This window comes from Trinickia diaoshuihuensis (assembly GCF_003390925.1).
Taxonomy (GTDB): domain Bacteria; phylum Pseudomonadota; class Gammaproteobacteria; order Burkholderiales; family Burkholderiaceae; genus Trinickia; species Trinickia diaoshuihuensis.
The window spans coordinates 1-13,314 of record NZ_QUBS01000068.1; the positions used below are offsets into that span (position 1 = coordinate 1).

General features: G+C 65.7%; 14 protein-coding genes. 13 read left to right on the forward strand and 1 reads right to left on the reverse strand.

What is annotated here, in order from left to right; translation table 11 throughout:
- The 13 genes from fliF to fliR form a co-directional block, all read left to right on the forward strand.
- Positions 1–1,752 (forward strand): flagellar basal-body MS-ring/collar protein FliF (fliF, locus tag DXT59_RS13530; RefSeq protein ID WP_240324504.1); only part of this gene is annotated, 1,752 nt, incomplete at its 5' end.
- A complete protein-coding gene (gene fliG / locus DXT59_RS13535; protein ID WP_116137409.1) occupies positions 1,742–2,737 on the forward strand; it encodes a flagellar motor switch protein FliG in 996 nt (331 codons plus the stop codon). The genes fliF and fliG, both read left to right, overlap by 11 nt.
- Complete coding sequence (gene fliH / locus DXT59_RS13540) at positions 2,730–3,398, forward strand: flagellar assembly protein FliH (protein WP_116137410.1); 669 nt, start codon at positions 2,730–2,732, stop codon at positions 3,396–3,398. Before fliG ends, fliH begins: the two co-directional genes overlap by 8 nt.
- Positions 3,392–5,071, forward strand: a complete 1,680-nt coding sequence (gene fliI, locus DXT59_RS13545; protein ID WP_116137411.1) for a flagellar protein export ATPase FliI — start codon at positions 3,392–3,394, stop codon at positions 5,069–5,071. The genes fliH and fliI overlap by 7 nt, the downstream gene beginning before the upstream one ends.
- A gap of 13 nt (positions 5,072–5,084) precedes the next feature.
- Positions 5,085–5,537, forward strand: a complete 453-nt coding sequence (gene fliJ, locus DXT59_RS13550; protein WP_116137412.1) for a flagellar export protein FliJ — start codon at positions 5,085–5,087, stop codon at positions 5,535–5,537.
- Positions 5,538–5,604: 67 nt separating this feature from the next.
- A complete protein-coding gene (locus DXT59_RS13555; protein ID WP_116137413.1) occupies positions 5,605–7,113 on the forward strand; it encodes a flagellar hook-length control protein FliK in 1,509 nt (502 codons plus the stop codon).
- 289 nt (positions 7,114–7,402) lie between these two features.
- On the forward strand, positions 7,403–7,903 hold the full coding sequence (gene fliL, locus DXT59_RS13560; RefSeq protein ID WP_116137414.1) for a flagellar basal body-associated protein FliL: 501 nt from the start codon (positions 7,403–7,405) through the stop codon (positions 7,901–7,903).
- An 82-nt stretch (positions 7,904–7,985) separates the two neighbouring features.
- On the forward strand, positions 7,986–8,987 hold the full coding sequence (gene fliM, locus DXT59_RS13565) for a flagellar motor switch protein FliM (protein ID WP_116137415.1): 1,002 nt from the start codon (positions 7,986–7,988) through the stop codon (positions 8,985–8,987).
- Complete coding sequence (fliN, locus tag DXT59_RS13570) at positions 8,980–9,468, forward strand: flagellar motor switch protein FliN (protein WP_116137416.1); 489 nt, start codon at positions 8,980–8,982, stop codon at positions 9,466–9,468. Before fliM ends, fliN begins: the two co-directional genes overlap by 8 nt.
- Entirely contained in the window at positions 9,468–10,049 is a 582-nt protein-coding gene (fliO, locus tag DXT59_RS13575) for a flagellar biosynthetic protein FliO (protein WP_116137417.1), read from the forward strand. The genes fliN and fliO overlap by 1 nt, the downstream gene beginning before the upstream one ends.
- Entirely contained in the window at positions 10,050–10,829 is a 780-nt protein-coding gene (gene fliP, locus DXT59_RS13580) for a flagellar type III secretion system pore protein FliP (RefSeq protein WP_116137418.1), read from the forward strand.
- Between the two features lie 33 nt (positions 10,830–10,862).
- On the forward strand, positions 10,863–11,132 hold the full coding sequence (fliQ, locus tag DXT59_RS13585) for a flagellar biosynthesis protein FliQ (RefSeq protein ID WP_102644072.1): 270 nt from the start codon (positions 10,863–10,865) through the stop codon (positions 11,130–11,132).
- 32 nt (positions 11,133–11,164) lie between these two features.
- Positions 11,165–11,947, forward strand: coding sequence for a flagellar biosynthetic protein FliR (gene fliR / locus DXT59_RS13590; RefSeq protein ID WP_116137419.1), 783 nt, complete (start codon positions 11,165–11,167; stop codon positions 11,945–11,947).
- Between the two features lie 123 nt (positions 11,948–12,070).
- Here fliR and flgL read toward each other — a convergent pair whose 3' ends face one another.
- Positions 12,071–13,309 (reverse strand): flagellar hook-associated protein FlgL, encoded by a 1,239-nt coding sequence (gene flgL / locus DXT59_RS13595; protein ID WP_116137420.1) that lies wholly within the window; start codon positions 13,307–13,309, stop codon positions 12,071–12,073.
- Between the last annotated feature and the right edge of the window lie 5 nt (positions 13,310–13,314).

A 13,314-nucleotide genomic window follows, 5' to 3' on the forward strand; every position in this document is an offset into this window, starting at 1 on the left:
CCCGGCGCAGCCGCGGCCGGCGCGCTGCAAGGCGCCGGCGCGGGCTCGGCCGGCGGCGCCGAGTTCGGTGGTTTCGCTCAGCGGCTTTCGTCGCTCTCGCAGATGCGCGGCAATCCGCGCGCGCCGCTCATCGTCGCCGTTGCGATCGTCGTGGCCCTGGTGACCGCGCTCGTGCTCTGGAGCCGCACGCCCGACTACCGCGTTCTTTATAGCGGCCTGTCCGACCAAGACGGCGGCACCATTATTGCCGCGCTGCAGCAAGCGAACGTGCCCTATAAGCTGTCGGAAGGCGGTTCCGCGATTCTCGTGCCGTCCGAGCAAGTGAACGACGTGCGCCTGAAGCTCGCCTCGCAAGGCCTGCCCAAGAGCGGGTCGGTCGGCATGGAACTGATGGACAACGAAAAGTTCGGGATCAGCCAATTCGCCGAGCAAGTCAACTATCAGCGCGCGCTCGAAGGCGAACTCGAACGCACGATTCAATCGATCTCGGTCGTGCGCCAAGCGCGCGTGCACCTCGCCATTCCGAAGCCCACGGTCTTCGTGCGCGATCGCGAGGCGCCCACGGCGTCGGTGCTCGTGAACCTTTATCCGGGCCGGATGCTCGACGAAGGCCAAGTCTCGGCAATCACCCATATGGTGGCATCGAGCGTCGCCGACTTGCCCGTCAAGAACGTGACGATCGTCGACCAGGACGGCACGCTGCTGACGCAGGCCGCCTCGCTCTCGGGCCTGGACGCCACGCAACTGAAATACGTCCAGCAAGTCGAGCACAACACGCAGCAGCGGATCGACGCGATTTTGGCGCCGCTGTTCGGCGCGGGCAATGCCCACTCGCAAGTGAGCGCCGACATCGACTTCTCGCAGCAAGAACAAACGGCCGAAACCTACGGTCCGAACGGCAACCCGCAGCAGGCGGCGATCCGCAGCCAGCAAACGAGCCAAGCGACCGACATGACGCAAAGCGGCGCCTCGGGCGTGCCGGGCGCGCTGTCGAACACCCCGCCGCAGCCGGCCTCCGCCCCGATCGTCGCGGCGAGCGGCGCGCAAGCCACGGGCGTGACGACGACGCCGGTCAGCGAGCGCAAGGACGCCACGACGAACTACGAGCTCGACAAGCGCGTGAGCCACGTCGAACAGGCCAAGGGCGGCGTCAAGCGTCTGTCGGCGGCGGTCGTCATCAACTACCAGCGCGTCGTCGATGCCAAGGGCCACGCGAGCATGCAGCCGCTCACGCCCGAGAAACTCGCGCAAGTCACTCAGCTCGTGAAGGACGCGATGGGTTACGACGTCAAGCGGGGCGACTCGGTCAACATCGTGAACGCGACGTTCACGGCCGAAACCGACCCGCTGGCAAACCTGCCGTGGTGGAAGCAGCCGCAGATCATGTCGCTCGCGATCACCGCCGCTAAGTGGCTCGGCATCGGCCTCGTCGCCCTGGTTTTGTATCTGGTCATGATCAAGCCCGCGATGCGGCGCGCGTTCCCCCCGCCGGCCGAGACGCAAGCGGCCGACGGCTCGGGCGCCGGCGGCATGCTGGACGGCCCCGGCGAGCCCGTGCTGCTCGACGGAGGCTCGCCCTCGCCGGTCACGACGGCGATCGAGCTCGACAACGACATGGAGCAAAACCTCCTGGCGTTCGAAAGCGAGAAGCACAAGTTCGAACGGAACCTCGACTACGCGCGGACCATCGCGCGCAAGGATCCGAAGATCGTAGCGACTGTTGTCAAGAATTGGGTGTCCGATGAGCGCTGAAGGAGTTACGAAGAGCGCGCTTCTGCTGATGTCGATCGGCGAAGAAGAAGCCGCTGAAGTTTTCAAGTTTCTCGCGCCGCGCGAAGTGCAGAAGATCGGCGCCGCCATGGCCGCGCTCAAGAACGTGACGCGCGAGCAGGTCGAACACGTCTTGCAAGACTTCGTCAAGGAAGCCGAGCAGCACACGGCGATGTCGCTCGATTCGAACGACTACATCCGCTCCGTGCTCACCAAGGCGCTCGGCGAGGACAAGGCCGGCGTGCTGATCGACCGGATCTTGCAAGGCAGCGACACGAGCGGCATCGAAGGGCTCAAGTGGATGGACTCGCCCGCCGTGGCCGAGCTCATCAAGAACGAGCACCCGCAGATCATCGCGACGATCCTCGTGCACCTGGATCGCGACCAAGCCTCGGAAATCGCCGCTTGCTTCACCGAGCGGCTGCGCAACGACGTGCTGCTGCGGATCGCCACGCTCGACGGGATTCAGCCCGCCGCGCTGCGCGAACTCGACGATGTGCTCACGGGCTTGCTCTCGGGCAGCGACAACCTGAAGCGCAGCCCGATGGGCGGTATCCGGACGGCGGCCGAAATCCTGAACTTCATGCCGAGCGTGCACGAGGAATCGATTCTCGAGAACGTGCGCCAGTACGACGCGGATCTCGCGCAAAAGATCATCGATCAGATGTTCGTGTTCGAAAACCTGCTCGACCTCGAAGACCGCGCGATTCAGTTGCTGCTCAAGGAAGTGGAGTCGGAAGCGCTCATCATCTCGCTCAAGGGCGCGCCGCCCGCGCTGCGTCAGAAGTTCCTCTCGAACATGTCGCAGCGTGCGGCCGAGTTGCTCGCCGAAGATCTCGACGCACGCGGTCCGGTGCGCGTCTCGGAAGTGGAAACGCAGCAGCGCCGTATCTTGCAGATCGTGCGCAACCTGGCCGAAAGCGGCCAGATCGTAATCGGTGGAAAGGCGGAAGATGCATATGTCTGATTCAGGCCGTTCGGACAAGAAGCCCGTCTCGGCGTACCAGCGCTGGGAGATGGCTTCGTTCGACCCGCCGCCGCCGCCCGATCCCGTCCGCGAAAACAAGCTCGCGCAGGAAATCCAGCGCATTCGTGCGGCCGCCCATCAGCAAGGACTCGCCTCCGGGCACGTCGCCGGCCAAGCGATCGGCTACCAAGCCGGCTTCGACCAAGGTCATGCGCAAGGGCTCGAAAAAGGCCGGCAGGAAGCGCATGCCGAAGCCGCGCGGCTCGCGGGTTTGGCCGATGCGTTCAAGGCCGCGCTCGACGGCGCCCAAGCCGAAATGGCGGAATCGCTGGTCGCGCTTGCGATCGACATCGCGCAGCAGGTCGTGCGCCAGCACGTCGCGCACGATCCGGCCGCCGTCATCGCCGCGGCCCGCGAGGTGCTCGCCGCGGAGCCGGCGCTGTCCGGCGCGCCGCAACTGATCGTCAACCCGGCCGACTTGCCGATCGTCGAAGCCTATTTGAAAGACGAACTCGACACACTCGGCTGGAACGTCCGTACCGACGTGGCGGTGGAGCGCGGCGGGTGCCGCGCGCAGGCAGCCACCGGTGAAATCGACGCCACGATCGGCACGCGCTGGCAGCGTGTCGTCGCCGCGCTCGGCAAGGTGAGTCAATGGTAAATCCCGCTCCGACCGTCGAATCGCTGCGCGCAAGCGGGCTGTCGCCGCTCGAAATCGAACTCGCGCTGGCGTCGTTCGGGCCGGAGGCCGCGCAGCCAACGCGGCCGGCCGCCGATACGCATACCGGCGAAGGCGGCTCGAGCTTCGACCCCGCCGGCGAATTGGCGACGATCGACGCGATCGATGCGATCACCAAGGCGGCGGCCCAGGAGAGCGCGCCCGCTGCCGCCCACACGCCGCAGCCGAGCGCCTCGCGCGCATCCGCTGCGCCCGTTCCGTTCACGCCCGATCCGGCCTTGGCGAACAATCGCCATCTGGCCGCTTGGCGCACGCGTCTCGATACGTTGCGCGAGCGCAGCGCGCTAGCGCGGCCGCTATCGACGTGCGGGCGCCTCACGCGCGCCGCGGGGCTCGTGCTCGAAGCCGTGGGCATGCGCATGGCCGTCGGCGCCGAATGCCTGATCGAATTGCCGCCCGGCAGCACCGCGCCGATGGCCGAAGCCGAAGTGGTGGGTTTCGCGGGCGACCGCCTCTTTCTGATGCCGACGACCGAGTTCGCGGGCCTGCTGCCCGGCGCACGCGTCTATCCGCGCGAAAGCGCCCCCGTCGCCGATCCGCTCGCGGGCGCCAAGCGCCTGCCCGTCGGCTGGGGCATGCTCGGGCGCGTCGTCGATTCGTCGGGCCGTCCGCTCGACGGCCTCGGTCCGCTCGACACCGGCGCCGATGCGCCGCTGTCGGCACCGTCGATCAACCCGCTGCAGCGCGAGCCGATTCACAAAGTGCTCGACGTCGGCGTGCGCGCGATCAACTCGCTGTTGACGGTCGGACGCGGTCAGCGCATGGGCTTGTTCGCCGGCTCGGGCGTGGGTAAGTCGGTACTGCTCGGCACGATGGCGCGCTACACGAGCGCCGAGGTGATCGTGATCGGGCTCATCGGTGAGCGCGGCCGCGAAGTGAAGGAATTCATCGAGCAAATCCTCGGCGAGGACGGGCTCGCCCGTTCGGTCGTCGTGGCGGCGCCGGCCGACGTCTCCCCGCTCATGCGGATGCAAGGCGCAACGTACGCCACCTCGCTCGCCGAGTACTTCCGCGATCAAGGCAAGCACGTGCTGCTCTTGATGGATTCGCTCACGCGTTATGCCATGGCGCAACGCGAGATCGCGCTGGCGATCGGCGAGCCGCCCGCGACGAAAGGCTATCCGCCCTCCGTCTTCGCCAAGTTGCCCGCGCTCGTCGAGCGTACCGGCAACGGTCCGGCGGGCGGCGGCTCGATCACGGCGTTCTACACCGTGCTCACCGAAGGCGACGACCAGCAAGACCCTATCGCCGACTCGGCGCGCGCGATCCTCGACGGCCATATCGTGCTGTCGCGCGCGCTCGCCGAGGCGGGCCATTATCCGGCGATCGACATCGAAGCCTCGATCAGCCGGGCGATGACGGCGCTCATCGACGAGAAGCATCTGGACCGCGTACGGCTGTTCAAGCAGATGTTGTCGCGTTATCAGCGCAATCGCGATTTGATCAACGTGGGGGCCTATTCGAGCGGACGCGATGCGCTGCTCGACCGGGCGATCGCGCTGTATCCGCGCATCGAGGCGTTTTTACAGCAGGGCTTTCGCGAATGTGCACCGTTCGACGAAAGTCTCACCATGCTCGATGCGCTGTTCCAATGAGGAGTGCTAAGCGATGGCGAATCATTTTCCGATCAAAACGCTAATCGACCTCGCGCAAAACGACGTCGATGCGGCGGCCAAGCAACTGGGCCGCGCGCAACGCGAGCGCGCGGACGTACAGGCGCAATTGGAATCGCTGGTGCGCTATCGCGACGAGTATCATGCGAACTTCTCCGCTTCGGCCCAGGCCGGCATGCCCGCCGGCAACTGGCGTAACTTCCAGGCGTTCATCGATACGCTCGACGCGGCGATCGAACAACAGCGGCGCCTGCTTCAGGCAGCCACCTCGCGAGTCGAGGCGGCAAAGCCCGAATGGCAGCGTCAAAAGCAAAAGCTCGGCTCGTACGAAGTCTTGCAGGCCCGCGGCGAAGCAGCCGAGGCACGTGTCGCCGCGCGGCGCGAGCAGCGCGACGCCGATGAACACGCGGCCAAGATACTGCGGATGCGTCGCGAAAGTTTGAACTGAACCGGAATCGAATCGGCCGGCCCGCGCACGAGCGCATGGCCTGGCCGACGCACACAAAGGCATAGCCATGTCGCCCATCTCTCTTCTCGGGTCTCTCACGGGTACGCCGGGCTCCTCGTCCGGCGGCGCCCGCGCGAATACGCCGGCCGTCGCCCCGTTCTCGCAGACCTTGCAGCAAAGCGTAAACGCGCAGCAACAAGCGGCGCAATCGGCTCAATCCGCCCAGCCGGCCGGGTCGGCGCAGTCCGGCGCGAACGCGTCGTCATCGACTAGCGCTCAGAACAACGCCGCATCTCAGCAAGCTTCAACTCAGAACGCGGCGAACGGCGGTGCGTCGAGTGGCGCCGACAGTGCCGCCAATGCCTCGTCGAACGCGCCCGCGAGCGACGGCACGCCGTCCTCGCAAGCGAGCACGGGCACGAAGAGCAGCGACGCGTCGTCGAACGCGCAGCAGCAAAGCGACCAAGATCAAAACGCGGCAGCCGCCGCGGCCGGCAGCGCTCAAGCGCAAGCCGCGGCCGCCGCCCAAGCCGCCGCGCAAACCGCGGCTCAGCAGGCGCTGGCCGCCGCCGGCACGGCCACGCCGAGCCCCGCCGATGGCTCGACGAACACGACAGGTACGGTGGGCGCAACGGGCAAATCCGCCGAACCGAAGACGGTGCGCGCGGCGCTCGAAGCGGCGCTCGCAGCCCAGATGGGCATGCAAGGCGCGGCGGCCAGCGGCGCTGCAGCGGGAGCGGGCGGCGCGCAGGTGCTCGGCAACGACGGCAACACGGGCGCGACGGGCAACCTCGCCAACGGCACGGGTTCGCTGCCGCTCAACGCCAAGCTCGTGGGTACGCTGACGGGCGACGGCAAGAACGCCACCGCCCAGGCGATCAGCGCGGCCGCCTCGCAAGCGGCCAAAGCCGGCGCGGGCGCTACGGCGTCCCCCGACAGCGCGGCGCTCGCCACGGCCCAAGCGCTCGCGGGCGGCGGCGACGCAACCGCCGCGCTCGCCACGCTCAAGGACAACGCCGAGGCGGCGCGCAGCGCGCTCGCCGCCACGCAGGCAGGCTCGGCCGCGAGCATGGCCAGCGCCGGCGCTCAAGCCATGGCGACCTCGCCGAACGCCGCGGCAGCGGCGGCCTCGCTCGCGCCGCAAGTGGGCACGCCCGATTGGGAAGATGCGCTGAGCCAAAAGGTCGTGTTCCTCTCGAACGCGCACCAGCAAAGCGCCGAGCTCACACTCAATCCGCCCGATCTCGGCCCGCTCCAGGTCGTGCTGCAAGTGGCCGACAACCACGCCCATGCGCTGTTCGTCTCGCAGCACCAGCAGGTGCGCGAAGCGGTCGAAGCCGCGCTGCCCAAGCTGCGCGACGCGCTGGAGGCCGGCGGCCTCGGTCTTGGCAGCGCGAGCGTCAGCGATGGTTTCGCCCGTCAGGCAAGCCAGCAGCAAGCCGGCAATCAAAGCGGCGGCGGCAACGGGCGGCGGACGGGATCCGGCTCCGGCGACGGCGGCGCCGACGCGACGGTGACCGCCTCGGCGTCGATCGCCACGCGACGCACGGTCGGTCTCGTCGATACGTTCGCTTAAATACGCGGCTGCGCGCCGATTCGCGTCTCGGCGGCCGACCGCCGGGCGCGGCGCGCTCGTGCCCGCCGCACTCGGCCCGGGCAAGAATCGGCCATCCGCGCGCGGGCGCCCTCGCGCGTTCCGGATCCGTCCCATGGATCCAGCCTATCGCACCCCGTTTTTCCGCCCCGGCGCGCTTGCTTCCGGCTTAAACGGATGAGATGGCGTCGAATGTCCCTTCTTTTCGGCTTATCGCTAGAGCCCGGTATAGCCAACAATTCACCTTACCGCACTTACGCAAAGCATTGTCATGGCATCCACGACCGCAGCTCAGCAGACCGTCGACGTTCCCGCGAAAAAGGGCAAGCTCAAACGCATCATCGTGATCGTTTTGATCGCGCTCGTCGCGGCGGGCGCCGCCGCCGCGGGCATGTACTTTTTTCTGCTCAAGAACGGCGTCGGCAACGGCAAACCCGTACCGCCGCCCCCGCCGCCCCCGCCGGTGTTCTTCGCGCTCGACCCGATGACGGTCAATCTGCTGTCCGACGACGGCCAGCATTACCTGCGCGTCGGCCTGTCGCTGAAGCTTTCCGACGCGAAAATCCAGGAGGCGCTCACGCTGCACATGCCCGAGATCCGCAGCCGCATCTTGCTCGACCTGTCGAACAAGCATCCGGAAGATCTGCAGACGCTCGACGGCAAGCGCGCGCTGGCGCAAGAGTTGAAGACACTGATTGAAAAGCCGACCGACGCGAGCGAGCCGCCGGTCCACGTTCAAGAAGTGCTCTTCACGGAATTCGTGGTCCAGTAGTGCGCAAGGTCCGGCCCGGCGCCGGACCGAACGTGCCACTTTAGGCGTTACTCACAACCGCAATACAGGGACGAGCAAAGCGATGGGCCACGAAGAGTTCATGTCCCAAGAGGAAGTCGATGCACTCCTCAAGGGCGTAACCGGCGAATCCGATGCCGACACCGAGAGTCGCGAGAAGGCGGGCGTACGCCCGTACAACATCGCCACGCAGGAGCGGATCGTCCGCGGCCGGATGCCCGGCCTCGAGATCATCAACGAGCGCTTCGCGCGGCTCTTGCGTCTCGGCATCTTCAATTTCATGCGCCGCACCGCCGAAATTTCGGTCGGTCCGGTCAAAGTACTGAAGTACAGCGAATTCACACGTAATCTGCCGATTCCGACGAACCTGAACCTCGTGCACGTCAAGCCGCTGCGCGGCACGTCGCTGTTCGTGTTCGATCCGAATCTCGTGTTTTTCGTCGTCGACAATCTGTTCGGCGGCGACGGCCGGTTCCATACGCGCGTCGAAGGGCGCGACTTCACGGCGACCGAACAGCGAATCATCGGCAAGCTGCTCAATCTCGTGTTCGAGCATTACACGACGGCTTGGAAGAGCGTGCGGCCGCTGCAGTTCGAGTTCATGCGTTCGGAGATGCACACGCAGTTCGCCAACGTGGCCACGCCGAACGAAATCGTCATCGTCACGCAGTTCTCGATCGAGTTCGGCCCGACGGGCGGCACGCTGCATATTTGCATGCCGTACTCGATGATCGAGCCGATCCGCGACGTGCTGACCTCGCCGATCCAGGGCGAAGCGCTCGAAGTCGATCGCCGCTGGATCCGCGTGCTGTCGAAACAGGTGCAGGCGGCCGAGGTCGAGCTGACGGCCGATCTGGCGCAGATCCCGGTGACGTTCGAGGACATCCTGAACATGCGCGCGGGCGACGTGCTGCCGATCAATATTCCAGAAAACATCGTTGCCAAGGTCGACGGCGTGCCCGTCATGGAATGCGGCTACGGAATCTTCAATGGTCAATATGCGTTGCGCGTGCAAAAAATGATCAGCGCAGCGGAAAACACGATTAAGGAAACGGATTATGAGTGATCTGAACGCGACGCCGGGCGAAGGCTCGGCCCAACTCGACGCGCAAATGGCCGCCATGGCCGCCGAGACGGTCAAAAGCACGGCCCCCGCCCCCGACGAGGAAGCGAGCCTGGACGACTGGGCGGCCGCGCTGGCCGAGCAGAACACGAATCCGACGCCCGCGCCCGCCGCGGCCGGCGTGTTCCAGCCGCTGTCGAAAGTCGAATCGACCACGACGCGCAACGACATCGACATGATCCTGGACATCCCCGTCCAGATGACGGTCGAGCTGGGGCGCACGAAAATTGCGATCCGCAATTTGCTGCAACTTGCGCAGGGTTCCGTCGTCGAACTCGACGGGATGGCCGGCGAGCCGATGGACGTGCTCGTGAACGGCTGTTTGATTGCGCAGGGCGAAGTCGTCGTGGTCAACGACAAGTTCGGCATCCGGCTGACCGACATCATCACGCCGGCCGAACGCATTCGAAAACTGAACCGTTGATGAAATCACGCTTGCACCGTGCGCCGCTCGAGCGGCGCGTGGCAGCAATCCTCCTCGCGGCACGCATCACCATGGCCGCCACGGCCGCCGCCGCATTCTCGGCTTTCGCGCCCCTGGCCGCGGCCGCCGACATGAACGCGGTCAACAATGCCGCGAAAATCGCCTCGGGCGTGGGGGCGGGCACGGCCGTGCCGTCCGTCGGCGTGGGCGCGGTATTGCAAACGCTCGTCGGCTTGGCCGTCGTCGTGGCGCTCGTCTTTGCCTGCGCGTGGCTCGCCCGCCGCCTAGGTCTGCAGCCTTCCGGCCGCGGCCAGCTCGTGCGTACCGTCGGCGGGGTGTCGCTAGGCGGTAAGGAGCGCGTGGCCGTCGTCGAGATCGGCGATACCTGGCTCGTGCTCGGCGCGGCGCCCGGCAGCGTACGGCTGCTCCATACGATGCCGGCGGCGAACGCCGGCGCCCCCGGCGGCGAAATCGATTCGCCCGAGGGCGCGATGCCCGGTACGTTCGGCGCGCGGTTTCGCTCGGCACTCGGCGGCGAAGCCAAAAAACGGTTTTCTCGGCCTTCGGGCGGAGGCAAGTAAATGTCGTCCAGTCCCATCGTGCGGCTCGCGCGCGCCGCGGCGCCCGCACTGCCCTTTCTGATCGTCACGCTGCTGCCGCAACTGGCGCTCGCGCAAGCGGCGCCGAACGGCCTGCCCGCGTTCAACACCAGCCCCGGCCCCAATGGGGGGACGACCTACTCGTTGAGCGTGCAGACGATGCTGCTGCTCACGATGTTGTCGTTTTTGCCGGCAATGGTGCTGATGATGACGAGCTTTACGCGCATCATCATCGTGCTGTCGCTGCTGCGCCAAGCGCTGGGCACGAGCACGACGCCGCCGAATCAGGTGCTCGTCGGCCTGGCCCTGTTTCTGACGCTGTTCGTGATGTCGCCCGTTATCGACAAGGCTTACAACGACGGCTACAAGCCTTTCTCGGACGGCACGATTCCGATGGAGACGGCCGTCTCGCGCGGCCTCGCGCCGTTCAAGCAATTCATGCTGAAGCAAACGCGCGAATCGGACCTCGCCCTGTTCGCGAAGATCTCGCATTCGCCGCCGCTGCAAGGCCCGGAAGACGTGCCGCTGTCGCTGCTCGTGCCAGCGTTCGTGACGAGCGAGCTCAAGACCGCGTTTCAAATCGGCTTCACGATCTTCATTCCGTTTCTGATCATCGACATGGTCGTGGCCAGCGTGCTGATGTCGATGGGGATGATGATGGTGTCGCCCATCACGATTTCGTTGCCGTTCAAGCTCATGCTCTTCGTGCTCGTGGACGGCTGGCAATTGCTCATCGGCTCGCTCGCGCAGAGCTTTACCTGAGCCCGCCCAACCTTACCGAGTAAGCGCTTCGCCATGACGCCCGAATCCGTTCTCACGCTCGCGCACCGCGCGATGTACGTGGCCCTGCTGCTCACCGCCCCGCCGCTGATCGTCTCGCTGGTGGTGGGCCTGCTCGTGAGCTTTTTTCAGGCTGCCACGCAGATCAACGAGTCCACGCTTTCGTTTATCCCGAAGCTGATGGCCGTAACGATCACGCTCGTGATCGCGGGTCCCTGGATGCTCTCCATCGTGCTCGATTACATGCGGCAGATGCTGACGAGCATTCCCTCGCTAGCCGGATAGCGCCGCTCGCCCGCTCGCGCCCCGGCCCGTCGATGTTCACCGTCACTTATGCGCAACTGAACGCCTGGCTCACGGCCTTTCTCTGGCCGTTCGCGCGCATCGCCGCGCTGATCGCGGCCGCCCCCCTGCTCGGCCACCGGTCGATTCCCGCGCGCGTGAAGATCGCGCTCGCGGCTTTTACAACGGTGATCGTCGCCCCCACCCTGCCCGCGATGCCACAGGTGACCGTTTTTTCGGCCGCCGGCGTCTGGGTCATGGTCATGCAGTTCCTGATCGGGGCGGCGCTCGGCTTCACGATGCAACTCGTGTTCACGGCCGTGGAAATGGCGGGCACGCTCGTGGGGCTGCAGATGGGGCTCGGCTTCGCGACGTTCTTCGATCCGACGTCGAACGCGTCCTCACAGGTCATCACGAGCTTTCTGAACATGATCGCGATGCTTGCGTTCCTCGCCTACAACGGGCACACCCAGGTCATCGCGGCGTTGATCGAGTCGTTCCAATCGGTGCCGATCGCAGCGACCGTGGTGGGGCCGCCGGGGTTTCGCACGCTCGCGCAATGGGGCGGGTCCATCTTCATGGCGGGGCTGCTCATTTCGCTGCCGGTCGTGGTGGCGCTGCTCGTGGCCAACCTTTCGCTCGGCATTCTCAATCGCGCCGCCCCGCAAATCGGCGTGTTCCAAATCGGCTTTTCCGTGACGCTCATGGTCGGCATGCTGCTCTTGATGCTGATGCTGCCGAATATGATTCCGTTCTTCGCGCACCTCGTCGATACGGGTATCGATCAGATGGGGCGGGTGGCCGCGGGGTTGCGGTAGCCGACCGGCGCCAGCCAACGCTGGGCAAAAAAAAGCCGAAGTCCCGAGGAGATGGGGCTTCGGCCTGATGACGCGCCCTTGCGGGCGTGTGGCTTCGTCAATCGTCGAACGTGCGGCGGTACGTTAGTTGCCGATGTATTGGAACAGCGACATCCCTTGCATCTTCACGAACGTCTGTTGCGCCGCTTGCAGCGCGCTTTGCGTTTCCTCGAATTTGCTGATCGCCGTGACCATGTCGACCCCCGTGAGCGTCGCCAGATCGCTTTGCGTTTGCACGGAGTTCGTCCGCGTCGTGGTTTGCAGCGCTTGCAGTTCCTGCTCGCGGCCGCCCACCGACGCCTGAACGACCGTCACGTTCGTCATCGAGTTTTGGACTTGCGTGAGACCCGACGTCAGTGCGTTTTTCAGCGTCGCCATCGCAGTCGGATTGTTGTCCGCCGGTTGCTTCAATGCCGCGATGATCGAATCGAGCGAGGAGAAAACACTCGTATTTTGCGTGGCCGTTGCCGGCGTCACGGTGAACGTGTCGCCCGGGTTCGGCGCGCCGGAGATCGATACTTGCATGCCGGCCCCGAGCGAGATCGGGTTGTTCGCGCTGAACGCGGCGGGGGCCGTCGTCGTCGCCGGAACCACGGTGTTGTCGGTCACCGTATAGGTGGGCGCGGCAGCCGTGCCGCCGATGGTGATCGAGTAGTGATCGGCGTTCGTCGTCGCGGACGGGTTCGTGACCGATGCGGTGCCGATCACGCCCGTGCCCGTGTTCGTGCTCGCGCCGGCCGAGACGGCCGAGGTACCGGTCGCGGGCACGGCCATGAACACGTTCGCCCCGCTATCGTTCGTCGCGATCTGGCGCGTATCGGCCACCTGAATCTGGCGGATGCCGCTATCGCCCTGGTAGTTCACGCCGCCGGCCGGATTGTTCGTAAACGGCTGCGTCGTCGCTTGAAAGCCCGAGAACAAATAGTTGCCGGCGCCATCGCTCGCATTCGCCAAGTTCAGGAGCTGATTGCGATAGCCTTGGAGCGCCTGAGCGATCGAAGCTCGGTCGGAATCGTTCAAGGTGCCGTCGCCCGCGCGCACGATCTGCGACGTGATGCTGTCGAGCGTGTTGGTCACGCTCGAGAGCGTCTTATCTTCGAGGCCCAAAGACGAGAGCGCCGTGGTCTGGTTCGTTTGGTACTGCGTGATCGTGGCCGAGACCATCGTCAATTGGACGGCCTGGGCCGCACCCAGCGGATTGTCGGCGGGCGTGGTCAGCGCCGTGCCGCTCGAGAGCTGCTGATAGTACGTACTCAGTTGGCTCTGCTGGTTATCCATCGTCTGGATGTTCTGTTCGTAGAACTGCGAAGTCGAGATGCGCATCATCG

What these genes read in the sequence shown, in the direction of transcription:
- fliR (WP_116137419.1), top strand. Translation starts at nt 11,165, where the DNA reads ATGTTCACCGTCACTTATGCGCAACTGAACGCCTGGCTCACGGCCTTT.
- DXT59_RS13555 (WP_116137413.1), top strand. Translation starts at nt 5,605, where the DNA reads ATGTCGCCCATCTCTCTTCTCGGGTCTCTCACGGGTACGCCGGGCTCC.
- fliG (WP_116137409.1), top strand. Translation starts at nt 1,742, where the DNA reads ATGAGCGCTGAAGGAGTTACGAAGAGCGCGCTTCTGCTGATGTCGATC.
- fliP (WP_116137418.1), top strand. Translation starts at nt 10,050, where the DNA reads ATGTCGTCCAGTCCCATCGTGCGGCTCGCGCGCGCCGCGGCGCCCGCA.
- fliH (WP_116137410.1), top strand. Translation starts at nt 2,730, where the DNA reads ATGTCTGATTCAGGCCGTTCGGACAAGAAGCCCGTCTCGGCGTACCAG.
- fliQ (WP_102644072.1), top strand. Translation starts at nt 10,863, where the DNA reads ATGACGCCCGAATCCGTTCTCACGCTCGCGCACCGCGCGATGTACGTG.
- fliJ (WP_116137412.1), top strand. Translation starts at nt 5,085, where the DNA reads ATGGCGAATCATTTTCCGATCAAAACGCTAATCGACCTCGCGCAAAAC.
- fliI (WP_116137411.1), top strand. Translation starts at nt 3,392, where the DNA reads ATGGTAAATCCCGCTCCGACCGTCGAATCGCTGCGCGCAAGCGGGCTG.
- fliM (WP_116137415.1), top strand. Translation starts at nt 7,986, where the DNA reads ATGGGCCACGAAGAGTTCATGTCCCAAGAGGAAGTCGATGCACTCCTC.
- fliL (WP_116137414.1), top strand. Translation starts at nt 7,403, where the DNA reads ATGGCATCCACGACCGCAGCTCAGCAGACCGTCGACGTTCCCGCGAAA.
- fliN (WP_116137416.1), top strand. Translation starts at nt 8,980, where the DNA reads ATGAGTGATCTGAACGCGACGCCGGGCGAAGGCTCGGCCCAACTCGAC.
- fliO (WP_116137417.1), top strand. Translation starts at nt 9,468, where the DNA reads ATGAAATCACGCTTGCACCGTGCGCCGCTCGAGCGGCGCGTGGCAGCA.
- flgL (WP_116137420.1), bottom strand. Translation starts at nt 13,309, where the DNA reads ATGCGCATCTCGACTTCGCAGTTCTACGAACAGAACATCCAGACGATG.